The sequence below is a fragment of the Micromonospora sp. M42 genome, assembly GCF_000568915.1.
Lineage (GTDB): Bacteria > Actinomycetota > Actinomycetes > Mycobacteriales > Micromonosporaceae > Micromonospora > Micromonospora chalcea.
Window position 1 is genome coordinate 5409272 of the sequence record NZ_KK037233.1, and the last position, 25179, is coordinate 5434450.

At 70.1% G+C, this 25179-nt stretch carries 28 protein-coding genes; 15 read left to right on the forward strand and 13 right to left on the reverse strand.

The window, feature by feature from the left end:
- Positions 1 to 2 precede the first annotated feature (2 nt).
- Both MCBG_RS25000 and MCBG_RS25005 read right to left on the reverse strand, forming a co-directional pair.
- Positions 3 to 665 (reverse strand): DedA family protein, encoded by a 663-nt coding sequence (locus tag MCBG_RS25000; protein WP_043328580.1) that lies wholly within the window; start codon positions 663 to 665, stop codon positions 3 to 5.
- A 70-nt stretch (positions 666 to 735) separates the two neighbouring features.
- Positions 736 to 1326 carry a DUF1349 domain-containing protein gene (locus tag MCBG_RS25005; RefSeq protein ID WP_043328581.1) on the reverse strand — a complete coding sequence of 197 codons (591 nt, stop codon included), beginning with the start codon at positions 1324 to 1326 and terminating at the stop codon, positions 736 to 738.
- Between the two features lie 53 nt (positions 1327 to 1379).
- Between MCBG_RS25005 and MCBG_RS25010 the strand changes: the two genes are divergently transcribed.
- Both MCBG_RS25010 and fabG read left to right on the forward strand, forming a co-directional pair.
- On the forward strand, positions 1380 to 3032 hold the full coding sequence (locus MCBG_RS25010; protein ID WP_043328583.1) for an alpha-amylase family protein: 1653 nt from the start codon (positions 1380 to 1382) through the stop codon (positions 3030 to 3032).
- 60 nt (positions 3033 to 3092) lie between these two features.
- Complete coding sequence (gene fabG, locus MCBG_RS25015) at positions 3093 to 3851, forward strand: 3-oxoacyl-ACP reductase FabG (RefSeq protein WP_043328584.1); 759 nt, start codon at positions 3093 to 3095, stop codon at positions 3849 to 3851.
- Positions 3852 to 3877: 26 nt separating this feature from the next.
- Here fabG and MCBG_RS25020 read toward each other — a convergent pair whose 3' ends face one another.
- Complete coding sequence (locus MCBG_RS25020; RefSeq protein ID WP_043328585.1) at positions 3878 to 4300, reverse strand: hypothetical protein; 423 nt, start codon at positions 4298 to 4300, stop codon at positions 3878 to 3880.
- Entirely contained in the window at positions 4293 to 4706 is a 414-nt protein-coding gene (locus MCBG_RS25025; RefSeq protein WP_082931094.1) for a hypothetical protein, read from the reverse strand. Before MCBG_RS25025 ends, MCBG_RS25020 begins: the two co-directional genes overlap by 8 nt.
- Positions 4707 to 4837: 131 nt before the next feature.
- Here MCBG_RS25025 and MCBG_RS25030 point away from each other — a divergent pair, with 131 nt between their 5' ends.
- Positions 4838 to 5734, forward strand: a complete 897-nt coding sequence (locus tag MCBG_RS25030) for a Gfo/Idh/MocA family protein (RefSeq protein ID WP_043328587.1) — start codon at positions 4838 to 4840, stop codon at positions 5732 to 5734.
- Between the two features lie 59 nt (positions 5735 to 5793).
- On the opposite strand, the gene MCBG_RS25035 is transcribed toward MCBG_RS25030, so the two are convergent.
- Positions 5794 to 5991, reverse strand: coding sequence for a DUF2795 domain-containing protein (locus tag MCBG_RS25035; protein WP_043328589.1), 198 nt, complete (start codon positions 5989 to 5991; stop codon positions 5794 to 5796).
- Positions 5992 to 6151: 160 nt separating this feature from the next.
- Between MCBG_RS25035 and MCBG_RS25040 the strand changes: the two genes are divergently transcribed.
- A complete protein-coding gene (locus MCBG_RS25040) occupies positions 6152 to 7408 on the forward strand; it encodes an erythromycin esterase family protein (protein WP_043328591.1) in 1257 nt (418 codons plus the stop codon).
- Positions 7409 to 7443: 35 nt separating this feature from the next.
- Here MCBG_RS25040 and MCBG_RS25045 read toward each other — a convergent pair whose 3' ends face one another.
- From MCBG_RS25045 to MCBG_RS25055, 3 genes are all read right to left on the reverse strand, one after another.
- Entirely contained in the window at positions 7444 to 9624 is a 2181-nt protein-coding gene (locus tag MCBG_RS25045) for an MMPL family transporter (protein ID WP_043328592.1), read from the reverse strand.
- Between the two features lie 28 nt (positions 9625 to 9652).
- Positions 9653 to 10198 carry a TetR/AcrR family transcriptional regulator gene (locus MCBG_RS25050; protein ID WP_043328594.1) on the reverse strand — a complete coding sequence of 182 codons (546 nt, stop codon included), beginning with the start codon at positions 10196 to 10198 and terminating at the stop codon, positions 9653 to 9655.
- 92 nt (positions 10199 to 10290) lie between these two features.
- Positions 10291 to 10692, reverse strand: a complete 402-nt coding sequence (locus tag MCBG_RS25055; protein WP_043328596.1) for a winged helix-turn-helix transcriptional regulator — start codon at positions 10690 to 10692, stop codon at positions 10291 to 10293.
- A 91-nt stretch (positions 10693 to 10783) separates the two neighbouring features.
- Between MCBG_RS25055 and ligD the strand changes: the two genes are divergently transcribed.
- Positions 10784 to 11743 (forward strand): non-homologous end-joining DNA ligase, encoded by a 960-nt coding sequence (gene ligD, locus MCBG_RS25060; protein ID WP_043328597.1) that lies wholly within the window; start codon positions 10784 to 10786, stop codon positions 11741 to 11743.
- Between the two features lie 95 nt (positions 11744 to 11838).
- On the opposite strand, the gene MCBG_RS25065 is transcribed toward ligD, so the two are convergent.
- A complete protein-coding gene (locus MCBG_RS25065; RefSeq protein ID WP_223201323.1) occupies positions 11839 to 12813 on the reverse strand; it encodes a hypothetical protein in 975 nt (324 codons plus the stop codon).
- A 366-nt stretch (positions 12814 to 13179) separates the two neighbouring features.
- Here MCBG_RS25065 and MCBG_RS32655 point away from each other — a divergent pair, with 366 nt between their 5' ends.
- Positions 13180 to 14466: a hypothetical protein gene (locus MCBG_RS32655; protein ID WP_140946425.1), complete on the forward strand. Its 1287-nt coding sequence runs from the start codon at positions 13180 to 13182 to the stop codon at positions 14464 to 14466.
- Between the two features lie 76 nt (positions 14467 to 14542).
- On the opposite strand, the gene MCBG_RS25075 is transcribed toward MCBG_RS32655, so the two are convergent.
- The 4 genes from MCBG_RS25075 to MCBG_RS25090 all read right to left on the reverse strand — a co-directional run bounded on the left by MCBG_RS25075 (position 14543) and on the right by MCBG_RS25090 (position 19334).
- Entirely contained in the window at positions 14543 to 16114 is a 1572-nt protein-coding gene (locus MCBG_RS25075; protein WP_198033317.1) for a hypothetical protein, read from the reverse strand.
- 304 nt (positions 16115 to 16418) lie between these two features.
- Complete coding sequence (locus MCBG_RS25080) at positions 16419 to 17357, reverse strand: NAD-dependent epimerase/dehydratase family protein (RefSeq protein ID WP_043328598.1); 939 nt, start codon at positions 17355 to 17357, stop codon at positions 16419 to 16421.
- Between the two features lies 1 nt (position 17358).
- Positions 17359 to 18846, reverse strand: coding sequence for a helix-turn-helix domain-containing protein (locus tag MCBG_RS25085; protein WP_043328600.1), 1488 nt, complete (start codon positions 18844 to 18846; stop codon positions 17359 to 17361).
- A 74-nt stretch (positions 18847 to 18920) separates the two neighbouring features.
- A complete protein-coding gene (locus MCBG_RS25090) occupies positions 18921 to 19334 on the reverse strand; it encodes a helix-turn-helix domain-containing protein (RefSeq protein WP_051611368.1) in 414 nt (137 codons plus the stop codon).
- A 402-nt stretch (positions 19335 to 19736) separates the two neighbouring features.
- On the opposite strand from MCBG_RS25090, the gene MCBG_RS25095 reads away from it, so the two are divergent.
- The 9 genes from MCBG_RS25095 (at position 19737) to MCBG_RS25130 (ending at position 25104) form a co-directional block, all read left to right on the forward strand.
- A complete protein-coding gene (locus MCBG_RS25095; protein ID WP_043328602.1) occupies positions 19737 to 19982 on the forward strand; it encodes a DUF6284 family protein in 246 nt (81 codons plus the stop codon).
- On the forward strand, positions 19982 to 20356 hold the full coding sequence (locus MCBG_RS25100; RefSeq protein WP_043328604.1) for an RRQRL motif-containing zinc-binding protein: 375 nt from the start codon (positions 19982 to 19984) through the stop codon (positions 20354 to 20356). The genes MCBG_RS25095 and MCBG_RS25100 overlap by 1 nt, the downstream gene beginning before the upstream one ends.
- A complete protein-coding gene (locus MCBG_RS25105) occupies positions 20353 to 21153 on the forward strand; it encodes a hypothetical protein (protein WP_043328606.1) in 801 nt (266 codons plus the stop codon). The genes MCBG_RS25100 and MCBG_RS25105 overlap by 4 nt, the downstream gene beginning before the upstream one ends.
- A gap of 94 nt (positions 21154 to 21247) precedes the next feature.
- Positions 21248 to 21679: a helix-turn-helix domain-containing protein gene (locus MCBG_RS25110; protein WP_043328607.1), complete on the forward strand. Its 432-nt coding sequence runs from the start codon at positions 21248 to 21250 to the stop codon at positions 21677 to 21679.
- 26 nt (positions 21680 to 21705) lie between these two features.
- The gene (locus MCBG_RS33205; RefSeq protein WP_013475338.1) at positions 21706 to 21876 is read left to right on the forward strand and encodes a hypothetical protein; all 171 of its coding nucleotides are present in this window, start codon (positions 21706 to 21708) and stop codon (positions 21874 to 21876) included.
- Positions 21877 to 21961: 85 nt separating this feature from the next.
- The gene (locus MCBG_RS25115) at positions 21962 to 24172 is read left to right on the forward strand and encodes a P-loop NTPase family protein (RefSeq protein ID WP_043328608.1); all 2211 of its coding nucleotides are present in this window, start codon (positions 21962 to 21964) and stop codon (positions 24170 to 24172) included.
- Between the two features lie 142 nt (positions 24173 to 24314).
- Positions 24315 to 24563, forward strand: coding sequence for a hypothetical protein (locus MCBG_RS25120; protein ID WP_043328609.1), 249 nt, complete (start codon positions 24315 to 24317; stop codon positions 24561 to 24563).
- Positions 24560 to 24853 carry a hypothetical protein gene (locus MCBG_RS25125; protein ID WP_043328610.1) on the forward strand — a complete coding sequence of 98 codons (294 nt, stop codon included), beginning with the start codon at positions 24560 to 24562 and terminating at the stop codon, positions 24851 to 24853. Before MCBG_RS25120 ends, MCBG_RS25125 begins: the two co-directional genes overlap by 4 nt.
- Positions 24850 to 25104: a hypothetical protein gene (locus MCBG_RS25130; RefSeq protein ID WP_043328611.1), complete on the forward strand. Its 255-nt coding sequence runs from the start codon at positions 24850 to 24852 to the stop codon at positions 25102 to 25104. Before MCBG_RS25125 ends, MCBG_RS25130 begins: the two co-directional genes overlap by 4 nt.
- Positions 25105 to 25179 lie beyond the last annotated feature (75 nt).

The following is a 25179-nucleotide window of genomic DNA, read 5'->3' on the forward strand; positions in this document are numbered from 1 at the left end:
GGTCAGCGCCCGGCGGTCACCGACTGCCGGGCGCGCCGCCGGCGCACCTTCTTCACCGCCCAGCTCACGATCATGAAACCGAAGACGGCGAAGATCGCGTAGTTGAACCACGAGCTGTACCTGTCGACGTCCTCCCACCGCGATCCGAGGGTGAACCCGGCGCCGACGATCAGCGCGTTCCACACCCCGCTGCCGAGCGTGGTGAGCAGGATGAACTCACCGAGCGGCATCCGGTTCGCGCCGGCCGGGACGGAGACCAGGCTGCGGACCACCGGCACCACCCGGCCGATCAGCACCGCCCACCGCCCGTGCCGCTCGAACCAGCGGTCGGCCTTCTCCAGATCCTGCAGGTCGACCAGCGGGATGTGGTCCAGCCAGCGCTTGAGCCGCTCCTCGCCGAGCGCCGCGCCGAGCCAGTAGAGCACCAGCGCGCCGAGCAGCGAGCCGACCGTCGCGGCGAGCACGATGAACACCACGTTGAACCGGCCCTCGGCGGACAGGTAACCGGCCATCGCCAGCACGATCTCGCTCGGGATCGGCGGGATGATGCTCTCCAGCGCCACCAGCAACGCCACGCCGACCGCGCCGAGCGAGTCGATCACGCTCGCCACCCAGCCGGTCAGCCCGGTGAACTGGTTCGGGTCGACGTCCTGGGCCAGGGCCATGTCGGTCCTTCCACGCGAGAGCCGGAGATCCGAAAGTGTTACCCGGACCGGCCGGTGTCACACCTGTGACTCATCCCTCCGGGTGCAGCGCGGCGTCCGCCGGACCCCGTCGCCAGCCGGTGAAGCGGACCCGCAGCCCGCCCCGGCTGGGCGAGCAGCAGTACGGCCCGGCCGACGCCTGGGCCGCCGGGTCGAGCGGGGCGACGCGGACCAGCCGCCACGGCTCGTCGTCGCACCGGGCCCGGACGGTCAGCGCGTCCCCGGCCCGGCTCACCCGGACCGTCACCTCCCGGCCCGACCACTGCGGCACCGGCGCCACCGACCAGTCCGAGAACTCGTCGGTGACCACGGCGCCGACCTGCGGCGCGCCGTCGCTCACCTCGACCCCGGCCTTGGTCCACCGCCGCTCGTCCACCCGGACCAGCACACCGGCCTGATCGAACTGCTCCGAGTAGTCGAGGAGGAAAGACACCTCCACGGCGCTGCCCGCGCCGAACGGCGCGAGCAGTGCCGAGCCGTCGTCGTGCACGAAGCCGTAGCTGGTGCGCCGCCAGAAGTCGCTGCCGCCGTGCGGCTCGACGAGCAGGCCGCCGTCGACCGGCTCGGCCCGCTCGGGCGGGTTCAGCCAGTGGCCGGCGGACCAGTCGTACGCCTCGTTCATCCCGGCACCGTACCGGGTTTGACGGCGCGCACGTTCGGAGAAGTAGTCCTCGCATGGGTGACAGGTGGTATCAGGAGGCGGTCGTCTACTGCCTCGACGTCGACACGTACGCGGACTCCGACGGCGACGGAGTGGGTGACTTCCAGGGGCTGATCGGCCGGCTGGACTACCTGGCCCGGCTCGGCGTGACCTGCCTGTGGCTGAACCCGATCCACCCCTCGCCCAACGAGGACGACGGGTACGACGCGACCGACTTCTACAACGTCGACCCGCGACTGGGCACGCTCGGCGACTTCGCCGAACTGCTGCACCAGGCGAGCAACAGGGGCATCCGGGTGATCATCGACCTGGTGGTCAACCACACCTCGGACCAGCACCCGTGGTTCCAGTCCGCCCGGTCCTCGCCGGACTCGCCGTACCGGGACTGGTACGTCTGGGCCGACCACGAGCCGGCCGACCGCCACCAGGGCATGGTCTTCCCGGGCGAACAGCACGAGACCTGGACCTACGACCGGACCGCCAAGGCCTGGTACTACCACCGCTTCTACAAGTTCCAGCCGGACCTGAACATCGAGAACCCCAAGGTCCGCGCGGAGATCAAGAAGATCACCTCGTTCTGGCTCCAGCTCGGCGTCTCCGGCTTCCGGATGGACGCCGTGCCGTTCATCATCGAGCGCACCGAGCCGGGCAACCCGAACTCGCCGAAGGACTTCGACTTCCTCACCGACCTGCGCCAGCACGTGCAGTGGCGACGTGGCGACGCGGTCCTGCTGGCCGAGGCGAACGTGGAGCCGGACGAGCTGCCCGTCTACTTCGGTGACGGCAGCGGCTCGGGCAACCGGATCCACATGCTGTTCGACTTCATGCTCAACGGCCGGCTGATGCTCGCCCTGGCCCGGGAGGACCCGGAGGTGATCATCGAGGCGTTGCGGGACACCCCGAAGCTGCCCACCGGCGGCCAGTGGGCCACGTTCCTGCGCAACCACGACGAGATCGACCTGTCCCGGCTCACCGCCGACCAGCGCAACGACGTGCTGGCGAAGTTCGGCCCGGACGAGAACATGCAGCTCTACGGCCGGGGCATCCGCCGTCGTCTCGCGCCCATGCTCGGCAACGACCGCCGGCACATGGAGCTGGCGTACTCGCTGCAGTTCTCGCTGCGCGGCACGCCGGTGCTGCGCTACGGCGAGGAGATCGGCATGGGGGAGGACCTGTCGCTGGACGGGCGCGACGCGATCCGCACCCCGATGCAGTGGTCCTACGCGGACAACGCCGGCTTCTCCACCGCCGAGCCGGAGAAGCTGGTCCGCCCGGTGATCGACAAGGGCGAGTACGGCTACCAGAACGTCAACGTCACCGCCCAGCGCAAGGACCCGCGCTCGCTGCTCGGCTGGTTCGAGCGGATGATCCGGACGCTGCGGGAGGCGCCGGAGACCGGCTCGGGCAGCACCACCCACATCGACGTGCCGATGCCGCCGGGCGTGCTCGCGCACCGCGCCGACGGGCGTACCGGGACGATGGTCTTCCTGCACAACCTCGGCACCGAGGACGTCGAGGTGGACCTGAGCACGCTGGCCCCGGAGGCGGACCTGCCGATCGACGTGCTCAGCGACCGCAACTACGAGGACGTGGGCAAGCTCGACCGGCTCAAGCTCGGCGGGTACGGCTACCGGTGGATCCGGCTCTGCCGGGGCCACGGGCGGTAGGCGCGGCGTACCGGCGGGTTAAGCTCCTTCGATCGAGCCACAAGTTACCGGGAGGTAAGCATGTCGGAGGAGCCCCGCATCGCCGTCGTCACCGGAGCCGCGCGCGGCATCGGGGCGGCGACCGCCCGCCGGCTGGCGGCCGACGGCATGGCCGTCGCCGTGGTCGACATCGACGAGTCCGCCACCAAGGAGACGGTGGACGCCATCGGCTCGGCCGGCGGCCGGGCGCTCGGCGTCGGCGCCGACGTGTCCGACCGGGCCCAGGTCGAGGCAGCCGTGGAGCGGATCGCCGCCGAGCTGGGCGCACCGACAGTGCTCGTCAACAACGCGGGTGTGCTGCGCGACAACCTGCTGTTCAAGATGACCGAGGGCGACTGGGACACGGTCATGGGCGTGCACCTGCGCGGCGCGTTCCTGTTCAGCCAGGCCGCGCAGAAGCACATGGTCGAGGCGAAGTGGGGCCGGATCGTCAACCTGTCCAGCACGTCCGCGCTCGGCAACCGGGGCCAGGCGAACTACTCGGCCGCGAAGGCCGGCCTCCAGGGCTTCACCAAGACGCTGGCGATCGAGCTGGGCCCGTTCGGGGTGACTGTCAACGCGGTCGCGCCGGGCTTCATCGTCACCGACATGACCGCCGCCACCGCGGCCCGGATGAAGGTCGACTTCGACGCGCTCCAGAAGCACGCCGCCGCCGAGATCCCGGTACGCCGCCCCGGCCGCCCGGAGGACGTCGCGCACACCATCTCGTTCCTCGCCAGCGAGGGCGCGTCGTTCGTCTCCGGCCAGGTCATCTACGTCGCCGGCGGTCCGAAGGACTGACCGGCCCCGACCCGGCGCGGGCCCGCTCAGGCGGGGTCGCGCCGGGTGCGCCAGAGCCAGAACAGACCGAGCACCGGCAGCACCAGCGGCACGTAGCCGTAGCCGCTGCCGAACCCGGACCAGACCGTCTCGTCCGGGAACAGCTCCTTGTCGGCGATGCTCAGCACACCGACGCCGAGCACCCCGACCAGTTCGACGGCGCAGCAGGCCAGCGCGACCCGGCGGCCGGCGTGCCCGGCCCGGGCCAGCCCGACCGCCGCCACGATGTAGATCAGCGCCGCCACCGCGGACAGCAGATACGCCACCGGCGCCTCGTCGAACTTCGTGGCGATCTGCAGGCCGGCCCGCGAGGTCGCGGCGATGGCGAAGACGATGTAGACGGCGATCAGCAGCCGGCCCGGGCCGCGGTTGGTGGCGCGATGCTCGTGCGCGGTCGTGGTGTCAGCCACCGAGCGCCTCCCAGGTCTGCTGGAGCCGGACCGCCACGACCGGCGTGACCAGGCAGATCGCGCAGACGATGCCCGAGCCCCACCGGGTCGGCTCCATCCGCGCCAGCACCCAGGCCAGCGGCGGCAGGCAGACGAGCGTCGCCAGGTAGCCGAAGAACGCGCCCGGCTCGCCCGGCCGCTCGCCGCCGCCGAGCGCGACGAGCGCCACCACGGTCAGCGCGAGCAGCGCCACCTCCAGCACGGCCAGGCCGACGAACTGGATCCGGTCCGGCGGCCGGTGGCGTACCGCCGCCACCAGGGCCCAGAGCGCGACCGCCAGCGAGATCACGATCGCGACCGTGGCGAGCGGCCCGTCCACCGGCGATCCGGCGGCCGCCGCGACGGTCGTCGACACAGTGTCGTTCACCGGCACAGCCTACTAACCGGTGTAGTAGCGGCCCGCCCGCCGGGTCGAGGCGCGCCGGACCGGCCGGACGACTAGCGTGGATCACGGTCCCGGCGTACGCCGGTGGCGGACGTCGACGGCAGGGGGTCCGGGTGCGGTTCGGGTTGTTCGGCACGGGTTACTGGGCGGCGCAGACGCACGCGGCGGCCATCGAGGCGCACCCGCGGGCCCGGCTCGCCGGCGTGTGGGGGCGCAACCCCGCCAAGGCGGAGGAGCTGGCCACCCGGCACGGCGTACCGGCCTTCACCGACGTCGACGCGCTGATCGACGCGTGCGACGCGATCGCCGTGGCGCTCCCGCCGGACGTGCAGGCCGACATCGCCGTCCGCGCCGCCACCGCCGGGCGGCACCTGCTGCTGGACAAGCCGCTGGCGCTCGACCTCGCCGGCGCCGACCGGGTGGTCGACGCGGCCCAGGCGTCCGGTGTGGCCTCGGTGGTCTTCTTCACCCAGCGCTTCCACCCGAACGTCACCGGGTTCCTCGCCTCGACCGCCGCAGCCGGCGGCTGGCAGCACGCCCGGGCCACCATGTTCGCGTCGATCTTCCAGCCGGGAAACCCGTACGGCGACTCGACCTGGCGGCGGGAGCGCGGCGCGCTCTGGGACATCGGCCCGCACGCGCTGTCGCTGATCCTGCCGGTGCTCGGCCGGGTCACCCGGGTCGCCGCGATGGACGGCCCGAGCGGTCTGGTGCACCTGCTGCTCACCCACGACGGCGGCGCCACCAGCTCGCTCTCGCTCACCCTGGACGCGCCGTCCGAGGCGGTCACCCGGGACTTCGTCTTCTTCGGCGAGAACGGCACCGAGACCGTCCCGCCCGGCGACGGCAGCGCGCTCCAGGCGTTCTCCACCGCGCTCGACCAGTTGCTGGAAGAGGTCGACGCGGGCACCCGCGACCACCGCTGCGACGTGCGGTTCGGCCGCGAGGTGGTGGCGGTGCTGGACGCCGCCGAGACCGCAAGGTCGCAGGGCCGCACCGTCGAGCTGTAAGGAAGGGCCCCTTATTAACGCCTCCGGTAGAGGAAGGGGCCCCTCTTAACACCCGCAGGTCAGGCGCCGGCCAGCGTGACGATCGCCTCGCCCAGTTCGGTGGGGGACTGGAACTCCTCGGCCGGCAGGGACCGCAGCGCCTGCAGCGCCTCGGTGCTGGCACCGTTCTCCTGGCCCCAGCGAACCAGGTCCTCCCGGGAGACCGGGTAGTCCAGCCCGGCCAGGAACTCCTGCAACTGCGCGCCGGTGACGGTCATGCCGCCCGGCTACCCAATGAGCCCGGTGCCATGCCCCCCGCCGGGCCCGCGTCCGCCGCCACGCCCGCCTCGCCGGACCCGGGCCGCAGCCGCCGCCGTACGCCCGCCGCCCGACTCGACGGCGGCGGTTTGCCCCGGCGGGCCCCGGGTAGCCGCGGACATGCTGGTTCAGCGGCTCGGCGCGCCGAGCGACTTCGACCCGCTGCTGGAGCGCGTCCGGGACGCCCGCGTGGTGATGATCGGCGAGGCGACGCACGGCAGCTACGACTACTACCGGCTGCGGGAGCAGTTGACCCGGCGGCTCATCGCCGAGCAGGGGTTCGACTTCGTGGCGGTGGAGGGGGACTGGCCGGACTGCGACAGGGTGCACCGGTCGGTGGTCGGCGCGCCGGACGGGCTCGCCGATCCGCTGGTCGCGCTGGAACGGTTCGAACGCTGGCCCACCTGGATGTGGGCGAACGCCGAGGTGGCCCGCTTCTGCCGCTGGCTGCGGGCGTGGAACCTGGAACGCCCGGAGGGGGAACGTGCCGGCTTCCACGGGCTGGACGTGTATTCCCTCTGGGAGTCGATGCAGGCCATCTTCGACTACCTGGGCGAGGAGGACCCGGCCTCGCTGGAGGCGGCGCAGGAGGCGTACCGCTGCTTCGAGCCGTACGGCAAGCGGCCCGAGGAGTACGCGATGGCCAGCCGGTTCGTCTCCGCCCGGTGCGAGGAGGAGGTGGTCCGGCTGCTGGCGCGTACCCGGGAACAGGCCGCCGCGGACGGCCCGGACCGCTTCTCGGCCTGGCAGAACGCGGAGGTGGTGGCCGGCGCGGAGCGGTACTACCGGGCCATGGTCGGCGGCGGCCCCGAGTCGTGGAACGTGCGCGACATCCACATGGCCGACACGCTCGACCGGCTGCTCGACCGGTACGGGCCGGGCTCGCGGGGAATCGTGTGGGCGCACAACACGCACGTCGGCGACGCCCGGACCACCGACATGGCGGCGGACGGGATGGTCAACATCGGGCAGCTGGGCCGGGAACGGCACGGCCGGGACACGGTGGCGCTGATCGGCTTCGGGAGCTGGCGCGGCAGCGTGATAGCCGCTCCGCGCTGGGGTTCCCCGGCCGAGGCGATGGTGGTGCCGCCGGCCCGGAAGGGCTCGGTGGAGCACCGGCTGCACGAGCTGATGCCGGACCGGGCGGTGCTGGTCTTCGGCGGCGACGACCAGCCGGAGTGGGTGACCGGCGAGGCGGACCACCGGGCCATCGGGGTGGTGTACGACCCGAGCTTCGAGTCCTGGGGCAACTACGTGCCGACCCGGCTGGGCGAGCGCTACGACGCGTTCATCTGGTGCGACGAGACCACGGCGCTGCACCCGCTGCCGGCGCACGTCACGCCCGGCGAGATGGAGACGTACCCGGCGGGGGTGTGACCGGGTGGGGCCCGTCGGACCCCACCCGGTACGGCTCACACCTGGGCGTGCTGCTTCTCGGCGAGGTGGGCGCGCAGGCCCTCACCCTCGACGTCCACGTTCGGCAGGATCTTGTTCAGCCAGCGCGGCAGCCACCAGGCGGCGTTGTTCAGCAGCGACATGACCGCTGGCACGATGGTCATCCGGACCACGAACGCGTCGATGGCGACGCCGATCGCGAGCGCGAAGCCCATCGACTTGATGATCGGGTCCTCCAGGAAGACGAAGCCGCCGAACACCGAGATCATGATGAGCGCGGCGGCGGTGACCACCCGGGCGCCGTGCCCCATGCCGTTGATGGTGGCCTGCTGCGCGGTATCGCCGTGCACGAAGTCCTCGCGCATCCGGGAGACCAGGAAGACCTCGTAGTCCATGGCCAGGCCGAACAGGATGCCGATGAGCAGGATGGGCAGGAAGCTGACCAGCGGGGCCGGGGTGTCCAGGCCGACCAGGTCGGCCAGGTGGCCCTGCTGGAACACCGCCACGGTGATGCCGAACGTGGCCGCCACGGTGAGCAGGAAGCCCAGCGCCGCCTTGACCGGCACCAGGATCGACCGGAACACCAGCATCAGCAGCAGGATCGACAGGCCCACCACCAGCAGCAGGTAGACCGGCAGCGCGTCGGAGAGCTTCTCGGACACGTCGATGCCGACCGCGGTGACGCCGGTGAGCAGCACGTCGGCGTTCTGGATGCCGGCGACCTGCTTGCGGATGTCCTGCACCACCGTCTCGGTGGCCTCGTCGGTCGGCCCGCTCTCCGGGATCACGCCGAGCAGCGCGGTACGCCCCGACGGGTCGACCTGCGGCGGGGCCACCGCGAGCACCCCGTCGGTCTTCTGGATCAGCGCGGTGACCTGCGGGATGGCGGCCTGGGTCGCCTGCGGCGAGTCGGCGGTCACCACGACCGCGAGCCGGCCGGTGAAGCCGGGGCCGAAGCCCTCCCGGATCAGGTCGCTGCTGACCCGGGCCGGGGTGCCCTCGGCGGCGGCGGAGGCGTCCGGCAGCGCCAGGCGCATGTCCTGGGCCGGGATCGCGAGCAGGCCGAGGCCGAGCAGCCCGACCAGGATCACCGGGATGCGCAGCTTGGTGACCCAGTTCGCCCAGCGGAAGCCGAAGCCGGTGCGGTCCTCCGAGCCGGTGGCCGGGTCCTCGACCGCCTTGCGGTCACGCAGCTTGCGCGGCAGCACCTTGTGGCCGGCGAAGCCGAGCAGCGCCGGGGCCAGCGTGATCGCCACCAGCACGGCGATCGTGACGGTGCCGGCCGCGGCCAGGCCCATCACGGTGAGGAACGGGATGCCCACCACGGCCAGGCCGGCGAGCGCCACCACCACCGTCGCGCCGGCGAAGACCACAGCCGAGCCGGCGGTGCCAACCGCGCGGCCGACCGCCTCCTCCGGGGAGAGCCCGTCGAGGAGGTTCTGCCGGTGCCGGGAGGTGATGAACAGCGAGTAGTCGATGCCGACCGCGAGGCCGAGCATCAGCGCCAGGATCGGCGCGGTGCTGGTCAGCTCGACCGCGCCGCTGAGCGCGAACAGACCGGCCATGCCGACGCCGACGCCGATCAGCGCGTTCAGCATGGTCATCCCGGCCGCCACGAGCGAGCCGAACGTGATCACCAGGACGATCGCCGCGACGAGCACGCCGATGGCCTCGGTCGAGCCGACCTCCGGCTCGGCGTTCAGCACCTCGCCGCCGGGGGCGATCTGCCAGCCCTGCGCCTCGGCCTGCTCGCCGACCTTCTCGTACGCGTCGCGCTGCTCGTCGGTGATCTCGTCGACCCCGCCGGCGAACTGCACCTGGATCAGCGCGTAGCGGCCGTCCGGGGTGAGCGCCTGCGCCTGGTACGGGTCGACCGCGCCGACCACGCCGGGCAGCGTGGCCGCCTCCTGCGTGACCTGCTTGACCAACCCCTGGCCGGCGGGCGTGGTGAGCGCGCCGTCCTGTGGCGCCTTGATCGCGATCGTGCCGGTGGCGCCGCTGGCCGCCGGGAAGCGGTCGGCGAGCAGGTCGATCGCCTTCTGCGACTCGGTGCCGGGCATGGTGAAGTTGCTCGCCGTCGGGCCCCGCAGCGTGGCCGCGGCCAGGCCGAGGCCGACGAGTACGACGAGCCAGATGACGGCGACGAGTCGCCGTCGGCGCAGAGATGCCCGGCCGAGCCGGTACAGCAGGGTCGCCATGGACCTTCCTTGTCCTCGCAGGTTCGGATCAGATGGAGACTTCGAGCGCGCGGTACGCCACGGCGAGCAGCGCGGGTCGCAGCTGTTCGTCGGGGATGTCCAGGAACTCGCCGCAGGTCTCGGCGATGCCGGCGAGCACGACGAGCGCCGCGACCCGGGCCTCGGGCCGGTCGGAGAAGCCGGCGAACGCCGCGACCAGCCGTTCGGAGATCTGCTGGATGTGCATGAACGTGGGCTGCTGGAGCAGGTCGGAGAACTCGCCGCGGAGCAGCGCGATCTCGCGGCGGAAGCGGACCGCCAGGTCGACGAAGCCCTCCGCCGCGACGCGCTGTGCGTCCGCGCCGGTGTGCTCGGCGATCCGGGTGTCGAGTTCCTCCAGCACCGCGATGGCCGGCGCCATCAGCTCGCCGAGCAGCGCGTCCTTGCTGGCGAAGTGGTAGAGCACTGTGGCTTTGGAGCAGCCGACCTCACGGGCGATGTCCTGGAGTGAGGTGCCCTTGTAGCCGGTGACGGCGAACCGCCGAGCCGCCGCGGTGAGCAACTCGTCGTGGGTGGCCGGGGTGGGGCGCGCCATGACATCAAGCATGCCTGACCGATCGGTCAGGTGCTGACCGATCGGTCAGATAGAGCGCGTGGTGTTCGCCACATAAGGGCGATTTCAGTTGTTCAGGCCGGTGGGTGGCCGTGCCTACGGTCGTACTCGGCCCGGGCCGCGCTGATCGCCTCGCGGTGCCGTTCGGCCCAGCTGGTCAGCGCCACCAGCGAGTCGTACAGCTCGCGGGCCATCGGGGTGGCCGTGTACTCGACCTTCGGCGGCACGCAGGGGTGGACATGCCGGTCCAGCAGCCCGTCCCGCTCCAGGTTGCGCAGCGTCAGCGTGAGCATCCGGCGGCTGATCCCCTCCACCCGGCGCTCCAGCTCGGTGAAGCGGACCGGGCCGGCCGAGGCGGCGATCAGGATGCCGATGGCCCACTTCCCGCCCACCCGGTCCAGCGCCTCCCGCACGGTGCAGGCGCTCGCCTGCTCCGCCGCGCCCGATCCGCACCGGTCCGCCTCTGCCTCGCCCACGCCCCGATCGTCGCAGGTGCCGGCCGGTGAGGCGCGCGCCGGGCACCGTGTCGGGGTTGCCGAGCCGGGCCCGGCCCGGGATGGTGGTCCGATGGGCGCCGCCGACGAGACCCGGGCCGGAGTGTCGCTGACCAACCTCGACCAGCCGCTGTTCGACGGCGCCGGGGCGACCAAACGCGACCTGGTCGACTACCTCGACGCGATGGCTGACCGGATCCTGCCGGAACTGCGGGACCGGCCGCTGTCGGTGCTGCGGGTGCGGCCCGGCCAGGAGCCGTTCATGCAGAAGAACCTGCCGAAGTACACGCCCGACTGGGTGCGCCGTACCGAGGTGTGGGCCGAGGCGTCGCGCCGGCGCATTTCGTACGCCCTCTGCGATGACCGGCGGACGCTGCTCTGGTTCGCCAACCAGCGGGCCGTCGAATACCACCCGACGCTCGGCCGGGCCGCGCAGCCCGAGCACCCGACCCACCTGGTGCTCGACCTCGACCCGCCGGAGGGCGACTCGTTCCCGGCCGCCGTGCGGGTCGCGCTGCTGGTCCGGCAGGCGCTCGCCGACGCCGGGCTGGCCGGCGCGGTGAAGACGAGCGGCGCGAAAGGGCTGCACGTGATCGTGCCGGTCGACCCGGCCACCACGGCGGAGGAGGCCGCCGCCGCGACCCGGGCGCTCGCCGTCCGTACCGAACGGCTCGACCCGGCGGCCGCGACCACCGCGTTCATCGTCGCCGACCGCCGCGGCCGCGTCTTCGTCGACTCCACCCGGGCGTACGGGGCGACTGTGGTGGCCGCCTACAGTCCCCGGATCCGGCCCGGCGCCCCCGTGTCGTACCCGGTGGGCTGGACCGACCTGGAGAGCGCGAGCCCGGCCGACTTCACCGTGCGGACCGTGCCCGCGCTACTGGGCGACCGGGATCCCTGGGCGGAGGCGCTACCCGCGCCGCAGCGGCTGCCGGCGGACCTGGTCGAGCAGGGACGGACCATCCCGGTGGCCCGGGTGCAGGCGATGCACGAGGGCAAGCGACGCGCCAAGGCCCGCCGCGAGGCCGGGTGAGCCCGGTCCGCGTCAGCGCCGCCCGGTCCTCGCCGCCGGCGGGTGCTTGCCCCAGGTGAACGCGATGAGCACCACGGCCAGGGCCCAGGTGACGATCATCGTCCAGATCGGGCGGGTCTCGGTGGCCGGGCGGCGGGCTCGCCCGCGTCCACCTCCCGCAGGATCCGCGCGGCGCGGGGCAGGTCGCCGCAGGCGGTTGCGCGGGCCGCGTTCGCCAGGGTCAGCCGGATGGCGCCGCCGGGGGAGGGGCTGCGTTCGTGCGCCCGCTGAGCCGCCGCCACCAGCTCGGCGGCGTCGGGGTGCCCGAACCGGGCCGCCAGCGACGCCAGCATGGTGAGCGTCCAGCTCCGCCCCGCGACGTCCAGCTCCTGGTTCAGCGCCCGCCCGAGGTACGTCAGGGACAGCGAGGGACGCTGGGTCGCGTAGTAGGCGCCGAGCCGCCCGAGCAGCATCGCCCGCTGGCGTGGCCCGTACCGGTCGGCGGCGACCTCCCGGTGCAGCATCCGCAGCGTCTCGTCCACCCGGCCCGCCAGGTAGAGGTTGTCGGCGACGTCGACCAGCCAGGCCAGGCGCGCCTCAGCCGCCCCGGGCGCGGGGGCGGCCAGCAGCAGATCAGCGGCCAGGCTGGGACCGACCGCCGGGTCGACCGCCAGCCGCGCGGCCAGCGCCGAGGCGGACCGGCTCACCGCCGGCAGGACCCGCAGCAGCTGCCGGGCCGCCTGGGCCGGGCGCCCGGCGTCGGCGAGCACCTCGGCCGCCGCCTCGCGCAGCGCCTGCCGCACCGAGGGCGGGGTGTCCCGCAGTACGTCGTCGCGCAACGCGATGGAAGACAGCCGCAGCCCGGCGGCGGTGTCGACGAGGAACCCGCGCGCGATCAGCTCCTCCACCGTCGCGTCGATCCGCTCGTCCGACGTGGTGCCGGTGTGCGCGGCCACCGCTTCGAGGAACCACAGCCCGCAAGGGGCGTCCGCGACGGCGACGGCGCGCATCACCGATCGGTGCGCGGTGGTCAGCGAGGAGGGTACGCCCGTGTGCATCTTGGGGCGGTTGGTCAACGGAGTCTCGGGCAACTGGCTCACCTTCGCAGGTGCTGGGGTTCGACCCGTTCACCGCGAGGTTAGCCAGCCCGTGACCTGTACATTCCCGAATTCGGGGACACTGCCGCGCACGCCGGGGACACGACGAAGGCCCCTGACCGGGCTGGTCAAGGGCCTTGCGGTGATCTGATCTGGTGCCCCCGGCAGGATTCGAACCTGCGCTCCCGCCTCCGGAGGGCGGCGTCTGATTGGAAACAACCTGCGTCGTGAGCTGGTGATACTTGGCGAGGCCGACAAGCCGCCCGCTGACTTGGGCACGGACCTGGCACGCGGTTGCCCTCTTCTGCTGGTACGGGACACGTCCGAGTGGATGTTGGGAGTCGAGGCTACGATCGCGCTGTGAGTGATGAGCCGGTTGAGGCCGTTAGCCACCCGATGTCGCAGGTTCGTCAACGTGCTGATAGCGCTGGACTGCCCTGTGAGGATGTCTCGGTTCTGAAAGACGGATCAGTGCTTCGGGTAGTGCTGCCGACTTCAGGGGGCGAACCACGCGAAATCCTCGTCAATGCTTCTGTCGCAGGTGTCTACTTGTCGGCCGATTTTGAGTATTGGACCTTTGTCGGGGATTATTTTGGCGTCGACAACTCTAAACAAGCGGAAACCGAGCTGGTTCTGTCGCCAGTGACAATTCGGGACTTGCGGCGGCTAATTCAGCTGGCTGGAGTTGAGCAACGCGCTGGTGCGAGGGTAAAGCTTGACTTCACGCCCGACATGTCTATCGATTTCAAGCCGCGCTCAGGGTCTAACGTCCGCGTCCGGATTGGGTCGACGAGCGTTGCGGTTCGGGCGGCGGGTATTAGCACGAACGGCCGCTACATTGGCACGCCGAGCCTGTACATTAGCGGACTAAGTAGCAAGCTCCGACGACGCGAACGCCTGCTTGATTCCATCCAGCAGGTAGCTGACGCCGTCTTGTTCGAACTGTGGGCTGTGCACGGGATAGCCGCCGATCTGACGCCCGTCCCTCGGCATGTCGTATTAGCTGCAATGGCCGATAGAGCGGAAGTGCTGCCGACGGTTCCTGGTCTGAAGTATTCTGCGGAAGCGATGTCGCTGTTTCGCTACGCGCAATCGTCGGAGAAACTTCCACTCTTGCGATTTCTTGCCTTCTACCAGGTTGTCGAATACTTCTTTCCTTCCTATGCCGAGCGCGATACCCTGCGTAGGCTACGTCAAATCGTAATAGACCCAACCTTCAGTGCGGATAGGGATTCGGACGTCGCTCGCCTGTCACAGGCAATCCGCAATAAGATGTATCTCACCGAGCGTGATCAATTGAAGTCGACCATCCGGCACTGTGTAAATGACGGTGATTTGAAGGAATTTATAGAGGCGGATCCTGAGCGTGTTGCGTTCGTGTCAAATCGCAAGAACGGGCTCAAGGCGGCGAAGCCCTTGGCCCTGAAGGACGCCGGTTCGCCGCTCGGCGATCAAGTGGCAGAAAGAATCTACGATATTCGTTGTCGAATTGTTCATGCCAAGGATGGTGGCGGGCCCACCCAAGCGGCGTTGCTGCTTCCCTTTAGTGCTGAAGCGCGGAGCCTCGGGCATGATATAGAAGTCATGCGATTTATAGCTCAAAAGGTCCTAATCAGCAGTGCACGGCAAACCTCGTGGGAGCCGTGACCTTACTCGCTTCGCCTCGCTGAACTGGCACTTTGCCTCTCCAGCTAAGCTATGGCGTCGCGGGCAAGACGCAGAGTTAGGCAGGGGGCAGCTCCAGCCCTGCGGGGAGGTAACCATCGGCCCAACGGTCGAACATTGGGGGCGGATCGAAGGCTGCGCCATGGAGGGACACCTTGCCGCCACCAAAAATCGCCTGACGGAAGTTCACCCTTCCGCCTTGGGATACTGCGTCCTCAAAGGATACACACCCTCCGCCGAACCTAGCGTGCGGGAATGACACGCTAGTGCCGCCGAATGATGTGGCCAGGAAGGTTAACCTCCCGGACATAAACGCCGATCGCTCGAATGAAAGCTTCTCAGCGACGATATCTGCCCTGCTGAAAATTACCCATGCGCCATCGAAGGTTGCCCTTCTGAAGGACACCATCCGGCCTCCGATCGTCGCCCGCCTGAAAGCCACCATTCCGCCACTAAAGGTCGCTCTCTCAAAGGAAAGCATCGCTGCGTCGAACGTTGCATCGTCGAATGAAACCTCATTGCCGCCGAACGTCGCCATGTTAAAGGATATGAAACCATCCTTAAATGACGCCGAGTCGAAAGATACCCGTCCAGCACCGAACTGTGCTTGCTCGAATGACACGTTCGCCGAGCTAAACGTCGCGCTATTGAAAGACAGTTTCCCGCTGCCATTTATCACCTGGTCGAAGTGAAGCCTATGGGGCCGGAACGTCGCCTCATCGAATTTCACTCTTCCGGTGCCAAATGTTGCTTTGGTGAATGATGCTACGAGGCTATCGAAAATCGTCCCAACAAAGGATACGGTCCCAGCGCCGAACGTCGCCTCGGCGAATGTGACTTCGTGGCCGCCGAGCCTCGCGCCTTCAAAGGTTACGTGCCCGGCGCCGAATTGCACTCGCGCGAAAGACGTTACCCTACCGAACTCCGCATTCCGGAAAGAGACCGATCCGCTGCCAAAGGTGGCGTCTGAAAATTCTGCGCCATCGAAGATCGCACCCGTGAAGTCGAGGTTCATGCCTCTCCAGGAAGTCGAGGCTTCTTCGGGAAGTCGCAAATGCGCAACGACTAGCCGCAGGATGGTATGGCGTACCGCTCGTTCCTGGCGAGCAAGTTCGGTCGGCCGTCCATGCTCCTCGGATACTTCTCCGCTGGTCGGCATAGACGAATCGACCAGGTCGTCGGTCGGTGGGGTATAGGGCATGCGAAAATAAGCGCAAAGAACATCGATGCAGGTCTGCCGGCCCTCAGGCCAGTCGTCAGCCAGACCGGCCATCGCGTACACCCCGGCTAAGCGAACGGCCCCCTTGTCCGACCCGAGCTGTTCGGATGCAGTTGTGAACCGCTCGTTGAAAAGCCGCACCCCATTGCGATCAATTTCGATCTCGGCACGCAGGTCAGCAGCGTGTGCCAACACGTGGGCAAACTCAGCCAACTGGTTCGTGTGCTCGGCGACGCGCTGGCGTCGGTAAGCAACCACGAGTGCCGCGACGCCCCCGATACCTGCCACCACCGAGAAGACCAGCTTCAGAAGGTCAAAGAGCGTGGACGCCGTGACTGTGCCGTCCCGGCGGAAGCTGGGCCAGCCCGCGTACCAGAGCGCTCCAGCAATCAGAGCCCCGATGACCAGCACCGCAGCCATGATGACCAGCGCGATCGACCGTCGGATACTCCAAAGCCGAAGTCTCGGCACTGGATTATCCGGCCGCAAAGGTGCTGGCATCGGAACGCTGGGAAGTGCCGCGTGACGACTTCGGTCGTTGTGCTCCACAACCTACCTTCGTAGCCAATCGCTGCAACCAGCCTGGCCTCCTGGCTTGCTGTGCCCAACTCTCGCGCCAGCGACCAGTACAGACACCACTTGCGTCACTACATCTCGTAAGATGCCTTCAGTTGTAGGGGCGAGCGGATGCCCCTGATCACTTGCGCCGCGCATGTCACGTAGGCCACGCTTCCCAAGCATCAGCCAGAATGTCCCTGAGCTCGGACCTCGTCGGGGTCCAACCAAGGAGGGCTTGAGCGCGGCTGACGTCCGCAATCAGGTTTGGCGGCTCGGGCTTGGGCGCCTGGCGGTGGATGGCTACTGAGCGTCCAGTGACTCGCTCGGCGATAGCTACCACAGTGGCCATGCTGGTTCCGGTACCGGAGCCGAGGTTTATGGTCGGGCAGACGCCGGGGATGCAAGCGGCCAGGCCCTGCCGAATGGCAGTGGCAACGTCGGCTACGTGGACGAAGTCCCGGACTGCTGATCCGTCGCCGTTGAGGGTGACGTGGTCGAGCTGGCCGCTGATCGCACGGAAGACGTTCGGGATAATCCGTGCGCGGTCGGTGTCGGTGACCCCGTCGACCGCTCCGGCGATATTGAAGGGCCGAACGGTGATCGCCCCAATTGCCCCGGTGGCTGCGTAGGCCGCGACCATGCGCTCGGCGGCAACCTTCGAAGCCGCGTAGGGGCTCTCGGGGTGCGGGGGGAGGTCTTCGGAGAGCGCGCCTTGGTGCTGCGATCCGTAGACGATGTTGGTGGAGGTGAAAACCAGGGCGACGGGGTCGGTGGTCGTCCGCGCTGTGTCGAGAGCCATGAGCAGGTTCAGGGTGCCGGTCTCGTTGACGTCGAAGTAACTCAGCGGGTCGGCGAACGAGTCCCGGCCGCTGGTCAACGCAGCCAGATGAACAACTCCCTCATATCCGCCGTCCTTGACGATTTGGGCGACCCGGGCGCGGTCTCGGATGTCTCCCGTCACGATCGCGACATCAGCGGGTGGGTTGCGGTCCCCGCGGCCCCGGCTCATGACGGTGACCCGGTGTCCGGCGGTGAGTAGGTCACGGGCGACGGCGCGGCCGAGAAATCCGAGGCCACCGGTTACCAGCACGTGCACGTCAGCCTCTCCCCAGGATCGTGCGGCGGTGCTCCCACGCGAGCTGGATGCAGCCGGCTGCCGCCGGAGCTAGCCGGCCGCTGGCAGTCAGTTCGTCGATGGTGTGGCGGGTGAATGGCAGTGCCGATGTGGGCCGTACCCGCCCGGTCTTTACCACGGTTCCCTCGTCGTTGGCGCTGACCATGTCGGCGAATAGGCGGTCATAGGTAGGGCCATCGAACACGGCCACGGTCAAGATTTCGCCCCAGAGGGTGAGCGCGTCGAGCGCGACGCCGAGGCAGAAGACTCGTATCCCACCCGCCGCGTAGGCGCGTTGGAAGCTTGCCAGCGGCTCGGCGGTGTAGTCCGCCGGCTCACCGTCACCACCGTGCTCGGCCGTGCCGAGAAATTCCTCGCTGTACTCCCGCATCATGTTGCGCCATAGATCGAAGTCCGCCGCCAAGGCCGCCGGTAGGACGCTCGACGGCTGGAAGACCCCCGCCGGCATGATGTGCAGCATTCCCCCAGCCACGGCTACGTTGCCGGCCGCCCGGTTGTGCAGCACGAAGGACACCCCATCTTCGTCCACCCGCAGGGTGAGCGTGTCGGTTGACGGTGCCGTCGGCCGACGGCTCGGCGTGAACGGGTCGCCGACAAGCCGCCGAAAGCCCAGGTTCCGCCAGGACGCCGGCAGGACGCCGCTTCCGTCGCCCGCAACGTGGTACATCGCCATCTCGTGCGCGAGCGCCTCTGAGACGTCGACACCACCGAAGTACGTGCCGGTGGTGAAGGTGAGTGCTTGGTCGGGCTGGCACCAGTCGACTCCCGCGAGATGCCAGGCGAGCCGGTTCTCAAAGAGCCGGGGCTGTTCGACGTCCCGCAGGGCGAGGCTGTAGCGCTGGTAGCGCCGTCCGTCCGACGCCAACGGCCGTACGCAGGCCGATGCGTCTTCGCTACCGGTGACGGCAGGGGTGGTCCCTTCCGGTGCGAGGCCGATGCCGAACTGCGTCAACTCGATGGGGGTCGACGGCAGCCATTCGGGTGGCGCGATCAGGCCAGTGTCGCCTACCCGGTCCTTCGCGTCGTAGAGCCGCGCTGCCTCCCGCGCGAGCTGCACCCGGTGGATGTTCAACTTCCGGCGGACAGCCCGCCACTCTTCCTGGCTTTCCTCGGCGTGCGGGTGAGACTCGGATTCCTGGTGGATCGCGAAACCTCCGGAGTCGTTCTCGGGACTATCGCGTTGCTGCGGCGTGACGCGCTGCCGCGTCAGGCCAAGATCCTGCACCGATACGCCGAAGTGCTCAGCGAGAAGCTGCCGGTAGAGCGCCGACGGGAACGTGATTCCCCGCTCCCACCTGCTCACCTGGTTGGCGGTGACGGCCAGCCGCTTCCCGCGCCCCGCCCCAAGGTGATTGAGCCCGTCCGCCACGTCCTGCTGAGTCTCACCCGCAGCGTCGCGGAGGTTGTAGAGCGCGAAATTCGGGGTGGCATCTCTGGCGCGAGCAGGCATAGCCGCCCTCCTTTGCTGGCGTAGGCACCGGGACGCGCACCACCCGTGCCTAGTTGGTGCCTAGTGAACGGCGCTTACTCGCCTGGTGAACGGCGTTTGGATGCGCGTCCGGAACTGGTGTCCTTGTCGCCATGACCGACATCGACCGCGATCCGCTCAACAGCATCCGCGAGCCGCCGCACTTCGGCGTGGAGCTGATCCAGCCGCGCGAGCACCAACGAGGAACTGTCCGCCCGTTCTGCCTTCCCGCTGCCGCCCGGGGGTGTGGCCCCGGTCAGTACGGCGCGGAGGTAGTCGTCCGGCCAGCCGAGAGCCTCAGAGATCGCGGCGAGCGTCCGAGCGGACCGCTTGCGAGTCGCGGTCGCGTATTGCAGCTCACGCAGGGTCGCAACCGACACCTTCGATCGCTCGGCCAACTCCTGCTGGGTCATCGGCAACTCGGTCATCCGGCTGTTCATGGCACTGGCTACCGCCTGCCAATCCTCCACCGACTGCCTCCCTGTCTGACTGCCTGATCCGCTGATCCTAGTCCTCCACCCTCGTTGACACCGCACAACATCAGCGCTAATTTTAGCGCTGAAATCAGCTATGCCGCCGGTTGGTCCCGGGGAAGGCAGCGCTTCGCAGCGCTGCGCGCCCACGAACCACCCGCGCACTTGGTCATTGAGAACTGAACAGCAGAAGCGCCGCGTAGATCCGTCTGCGGCATCCCCGCCTTGAGTCACACGGTGGCCGACCCCGGTGTCTTCCCGGGCGAGCGGGGCGAGCGGGCCGGATCCGGCGCGCGGCATGGACTTCTGCCTCTTGAACTGTGTTCGTCCCGGGGTGCGGCCGGTCTGGTCGCACCCCGGGGCTTTCCCGACTTCATCGACTCTCCCCGGAGGTTTCCCGTGAGGAAGCACCTTGCCCCCGTGGCCGCCGAGCCGAGCGCCGCCGACCTGGCCGCGATCGAGTCGGAGTGGCCGCTGATCGCCGCCGAGCTGGACGTGCTCGACGCCGAGATCACGATGCTCTACGCCGAGGACCACGGCGGCCCCTCGCCGCTGGACTGGCGGCGGTTGCGCCGGGCCGAGGCCCGCGTCACCCGCGCCGCCGCCGACCTGAGCACCCGCACCGACCCGCACCGCGCGGCCTGATGTCCCGCATCCGCGCCGCCTTCCACGACCCGGACGGAGCGCGGTACGGCATCCCCACCTACTGGTGGCGAGGTGCCCCGCCCGGCTACGCCACCCGCCGCCAACTGACCGCCGCCGGCTTACGCCCCGGTGGTCAGCCGATCGCCGCTCAGATCCTCTGGAAAGGCGTCGGCGGCACCCGCGCCGCCTACCTCTACCGGCTGGACCTGGCCGCGCCGAAGCGCACCGCCACTCCGGCCCAACGGCGCGCCATCGCTGCCGCGCTGCTCGCCCGCCGTACCTGTCCGACTTGCCGGCACGTCCGGCCCTACTACATCCCGCGTTCGCTGGGTGAATGCCTCGCGTGCGCCTATCCGCTGGAGGACGCAGCATGACCGCCCCCACGATCAACGGCACCCGCTACCCGCAGCCCATCGAAGACCTGTTGCCCGCCGCCCGCGGACTGGACCTGCCCGAGGGGCAGCGGTTCCCGTCCCGGAACCGGCTGATGCGCGAGTTCCGCATCGGCGCGCCGAAGGCCGGTGAACTCCTGGCCCTGCTCAAGTCCGAGCCCACCGCCCCGTCTGCCGACAGCACCGCCCCGGACGCCCCGGACCTGGCCGACGTACCGACCGTGCCCGAACCCGTGCCGCCGGTCGAGCCGGACCCGACGCCCGTTCCGGAGATCACGCAGCCGGAGCCGGACGCCGAGGCCACGCCGGTCAGTCGCCCGGACACGCCCACCCCGCCCGCGCCGCCCGCGCCGGTGCGTTCGGCGGTGGTGTGGCCGGTGGTGCTGCTGGCGCTCCCGGCGTTCGTGGCGATCTGGTCCGGGTGGGTCGGACTCGGCGGACTCACCGGCTTCGGCGTGGTGCACCCGCTGCCGGGGATCTGGGACAGCTTCTCCATCAACTCCGCGATCACCCTGCCGATCGGGGTGGAGACCTACGGCGCGTACGCCCTGTACGTGTGGCTGTCCGGCCGCGTACCCGGCCGGGCACGCCGGTTCGCGAAGTGGTCGGCCATCGCGTCACTCCTGGTCGGTGCGCTCGGCCAGGTCGCCTACCACCTGTTGGAAGCCGCAGGCGTCACCTCGGCCCCGTGGTGGATCACCACCGCCGTGGCCTGTCTGCCGGTGGCGGTGCTCGGCATGGGCGCCGCTCTGGCCCACCTGGTCCGCACCCACGACTAGCGCCGCCCGGCGGCACGGCCCCTGGCCTGCAAACCGATGCCGTGCCGCCGGCCCTCCACCCCTCAGCCCAATCGACCTCAAGGAGAGACCATCCATGTTCGCAGACCCGACCGGCGCGCACGCCGCGACGTTCGCCGCCGTGTTCGCCGCTCTCTACGTCGCGCATCAGGTCGCCGATCACTGGGTGCAGACCCAGTGGCAGGCCGACTGCAAGAGCGAGCCCGGGTGGCTCGGCCGCCTCGCCTGCGCCGCGCACGTCGCCACCTACGCCCTCACCGCCGCCGTCACCCTCACCACCGTCGTTCTGGCGACCGGGCTGCGCCTGGACCTGTGGGGAGTCGGGATCGGGCTGGCGGTGTCGGCGGTGTCGCACTACATCGCCGACCGGCGTACCCCGCTGCGCCGCCTGGCCGAGGTGCTCGGCAAAGACCCGCACTGGCTGACCCGAGGCGGCGGCATGTACGCCCTCGACCAGTCCTGGCACTACGGCTTCCTGTTCATCGCCGCCCTGTTCTGCGCCGCCTAACCCACCCCTGAAGGGAGAGCCCTCTGATGGCACGCATCTCGATCGGCCGATCCACCGGCCGCATCACCACCGGCACCTCGACGCTGTGGTGCCCGCCCTGCGGCAACGACAGCAACTGGCGCGACATCACCGCCGACGACCGGCGCACCTACGCCACGTGCGGTGACTGCGGCAACCGCGTCTCCGTCAAGAACTGACGCCGCCCGGCGGCACGGCCCCTGGCTACCAACCTGCGCCGTGCCGCCGGTCCCCTACCGATCCATGACCGGAGGAACCCCCATCATGACTGCCCCTGATGACGACCGTTTCGACTGGCACGCCGCCGAGCGTGATCTGACCGACCCCACCACCGGCGGGCCGGATGCGGAGGTGGTCGACCTGGACGATGCCCGCGCCCGCCGCACGCCCCGCCCGCGTCCCCCGGCCGACGACGACCAGGACGACGCCGACGACGCGGAGAGCGTGGACGACGGCCCGGACCGCGACGGCGGCCCGGTCGACACCGCCGACGACATCCCGCGTGAGGTGCTGGCCCGCCAGCGGGACCGCCGCCCGATCCTGGCCGACTGGGCGCGTTCCTGGCGCGCCTTCCGCGCCGCGCTGCGCCACCAGGTCAAGGACGCCGGCTACGTCACCGCCTACCACGGAGTCAGGCTGCCGAAGTACGCGGCGAAGACGGCCGTGTACGCCCCGCTGGGCCTGTTCCGGGGTGCCGGTCGGGCGCTGCACTGGGCCAGCGCCGAGGAAGGCAACTGGCACCTGCGGCAGGCCGCCGCGTCCCGAGGGGACGCGGATACCTGGATGAAGCTCGACGCCCGCCGCCAGCGCCAGACGGTGTGGCGGTGGTGGGTGCTGCTCGCCTCGGCCGCCGCCGTCGTGGTCGGCGGGGTGGTGCTGGCGCTCGGCCCGGCGTGGTGGCGTTACGCCGCCCTGCTGGCTCTGGTGCCGTTGCTGGCCACGCTCGGTCGCCCGGCGGACAAGCCGCTCACCGACCGGGTGACCGAGGGCAGCCGGTACCGCAAGCTCACCGCCGACCTCGTGCGCCGGGCGCTCACCTCGCTGCAAATGAGCGGCATCAACAGTGCGGTCGCCAAAGACCCCAAGGCGATCAGCTTCCCGGTGGACATCCACCGGGACGGCCCCGGCCACCTGGCCGTGGTCGACCTGCCCTACGGGGTGGAGGCCGCCGAGGTGGTCGCCCGCCGGGGCAAGCTCGCCTCGGCCATGCGGCTCCCGCTCGATCAGGTGTGGCCCGAGCCCGCACCCGGTCACACCGGCCGCCTGGCGCTGTGGGTCGGCTATGAGCCCGCGTCGCAGATGAAGCAGCCGCCGTGGCCGCTGCTGTCGGCCTCGGCGAAGGTGGACGTGTTCAAGGCGTTCCCGTTCGCCACCACGCCGCGCCTGGACACCGTGAGCGTGGATCTGATGTTCCGCAACTTCCTGTTCGGCGGGCAGCCGGGCAGCGGGAAGACGTTCGCGTTGCGGGATCTGATCCTGGCCGCCGCCCTCGATCCGCGCGCCGAGATCCGAGGCTACGAACTCAAGGGCGTCGGGGACTTCGCCGTCTTGGAGGCGGTGATGGCCGAGTACGGCAACGGCTTCGATGACGACACCCTCGCCCGCTGCTTCGGCTTCATCGAGTGGCTGTACGAGGAGTGCCGCCGCCGCTCCAAGCGCATCGAGCACTACGCCCGCCTCGGCAAGGCCCCGGAGAACAAGGTCACGCCCGAGCTGGCGTCGCTCAAGGGCTCGGGCCTTCACCCCCTCGTCGCGTGGTTCGATGAGCTGCAAGAGCTGATGACCAGCAAGTACGGCAAGGACGCCGGGGAACTGCTGGAGAAGGTCATCAAGCTCGGCCGCGCCCTCGGGGTGATCATCATGATCGGCACGCAGATCCCCGACAAGGACAGCCTGCCCACCGGCATCACCCGCAACGTCAACTCCCGCTTCTGCCTGTCCGTGGCCGACCAGACCGCGAACGACATGATCCTTGGCACCTCGGCCTACAAGAACGGCTACCGCGCCACCGTGTTCCAGCCGGTCATCGAGGCCGGGTGGGGCATCCTGCGCGGGTTCGGGCCGAAGGCGTCGGCGGTGCGCTCGTTCTACGTCGACACCACCGCCGCCGCCCGCATCGTCACCCGCGCCGTCGCCCTGCGCCAGACGGCCGGGACGCTGCCCAAGCCCGATGAGCAGACCCGCGACATCGCGCCGGTGGCGGACGTGCTCGGCGACCTCGCGCGGGTGTGGCCGGGCGACGACAAGGCCGCGTGGAACGAGACGCTGTGCGGTCTGCTGGCCGAGCTGCGACCCGACGTGTACGGGGGTTGGGAGGCGGCGCAGCTCACCACCGCGCTCAAGCCCCACCCGGCGGTGAAGGTCGCCGACGTCGGCCGCCGCATCGACGGCAAGCCGGTCACCCGGCGCGGCATCAAGCACGCCGACGTGCTCGCCGCGATTGCGGAGCGTGACCGCAAGCGGTCCGCCGGCTGACCGTCTCTCAGGGTGCTAGCGCTAGCGGCCCGTGCTGCTAGCGCTAGCACCCCCGCTAGCACCCGATCCGAATCATGAGCTGCCCGCTAGTAGCTAGCAGCTCACGGCCGCTCACACCCGAAAACCGGCCCGGGAGGCACTTGTGGACCCCCTGCTCACCCTCGCTAGCGTCACCGCCGCCGCCCTCGCCCTGATCACGCTCGGTTACGCCGCGCTGTGCTGGGTCATCCCCTTCAAAACCTGCCAGCGGTGCGCCGGCACCGGCCACACCACCACCCGCATCCTCCACCGGCCGCGCGCATGCCGCCGCTGCGACCGAGGCATGCGACTGCGCCTCGGACGGCGCATCTACAACGTCCTCCACCGGCTGCGCGCCGAGGCCCACCGATGAACCGCCGCGACGCTCACACCGACTGGTGCGGGCGGGACCACCGGTGCGGCCTCGGCGAGCACCGCTCGCCAGAGATCGTGGTCGACATCCCCGGTCACGCCCGCGCCGTCCTCGTACGGGTGCGCACCGCCGCAGGGCGGGAGCACGCCGAGGTGCGCGTCCGCGTGGCGCTCGCCGCCGGGGAACTGGCCGCCCGGCGGCAGTTGGTCGGGCTGCTCGGCGACGTGCGCCAGGCCGTCACTCGCGCCGCGATTGCCGCGCGGCCCCGGCCGAGGCGGGCCGCGCGGTGACCGGCAGACAGTGGCTCGCCGCGTCCACGATCCTCGGCCGACCGGTCACCGACGACGAGCCCTACCCGCACATCTGCCGCCGGATGCTGGCCGCCGCCGACGCCCTGAGCGGTCGGCCGGTCTACCTCCTGCCACGTAACTGCGCCGCCTGCGCACAGGAGCGCCACGAACGCACCCACCGGCAACCCGGCCCGGCGGGCGGGGTGCTGATCGACCTCGGCAGCGCCCGCTCTCGCCGCCGTGCCGCCTGATTCTTCGACCTTTAGAAGGGAGGCCGTTGTGTCCCGTCCTGATCTTCTGGCCGCCGCGCTGGCGTGTGCCGCGCG

What these genes read in the sequence shown, in the direction of transcription:
- MCBG_RS25000 (WP_043328580.1), bottom strand. Translation starts at nt 665, where the DNA reads ATGGCCCTGGCCCAGGACGTCGACCCGAACCAGTTCACCGGGCTGACC.
- MCBG_RS25005 (WP_043328581.1), bottom strand. Translation starts at nt 1,326, where the DNA reads ATGAACGAGGCGTACGACTGGTCCGCCGGCCACTGGCTGAACCCGCCC.
- MCBG_RS25010 (WP_043328583.1), top strand. Translation starts at nt 1,380, where the DNA reads ATGGGTGACAGGTGGTATCAGGAGGCGGTCGTCTACTGCCTCGACGTC.
- fabG (WP_043328584.1), top strand. Translation starts at nt 3,093, where the DNA reads ATGTCGGAGGAGCCCCGCATCGCCGTCGTCACCGGAGCCGCGCGCGGC.
- MCBG_RS25035 (WP_043328589.1), bottom strand. Translation starts at nt 5,991, where the DNA reads ATGACCGTCACCGGCGCGCAGTTGCAGGAGTTCCTGGCCGGGCTGGAC.
- MCBG_RS25040 (WP_043328591.1), top strand. Translation starts at nt 6,152, where the DNA reads ATGCTGGTTCAGCGGCTCGGCGCGCCGAGCGACTTCGACCCGCTGCTG.
- MCBG_RS25045 (WP_043328592.1), bottom strand. Translation starts at nt 9,624, where the DNA reads ATGGCGACCCTGCTGTACCGGCTCGGCCGGGCATCTCTGCGCCGACGG.
- MCBG_RS25050 (WP_043328594.1), bottom strand. Translation starts at nt 10,198, where the DNA reads ATGGCGCGCCCCACCCCGGCCACCCACGACGAGTTGCTCACCGCGGCG.
- ligD (WP_043328597.1), top strand. Translation starts at nt 10,784, where the DNA reads ATGGGCGCCGCCGACGAGACCCGGGCCGGAGTGTCGCTGACCAACCTC.
- MCBG_RS25085 (WP_043328600.1), bottom strand. Translation starts at nt 18,846, where the DNA reads ATGCCTGCTCGCGCCAGAGATGCCACCCCGAATTTCGCGCTCTACAAC.
- MCBG_RS25100 (WP_043328604.1), top strand. Translation starts at nt 19,982, where the DNA reads ATGTCCCGCATCCGCGCCGCCTTCCACGACCCGGACGGAGCGCGGTAC.
- MCBG_RS25105 (WP_043328606.1), top strand. Translation starts at nt 20,353, where the DNA reads ATGACCGCCCCCACGATCAACGGCACCCGCTACCCGCAGCCCATCGAA.
- MCBG_RS25110 (WP_043328607.1), top strand. Translation starts at nt 21,248, where the DNA reads ATGTTCGCAGACCCGACCGGCGCGCACGCCGCGACGTTCGCCGCCGTG.
- MCBG_RS33205 (WP_013475338.1), top strand. Translation starts at nt 21,706, where the DNA reads ATGGCACGCATCTCGATCGGCCGATCCACCGGCCGCATCACCACCGGC.
- MCBG_RS25115 (WP_043328608.1), top strand. Translation starts at nt 21,962, where the DNA reads ATGACTGCCCCTGATGACGACCGTTTCGACTGGCACGCCGCCGAGCGT.
- MCBG_RS25125 (WP_043328610.1), top strand. Translation starts at nt 24,560, where the DNA reads ATGAACCGCCGCGACGCTCACACCGACTGGTGCGGGCGGGACCACCGG.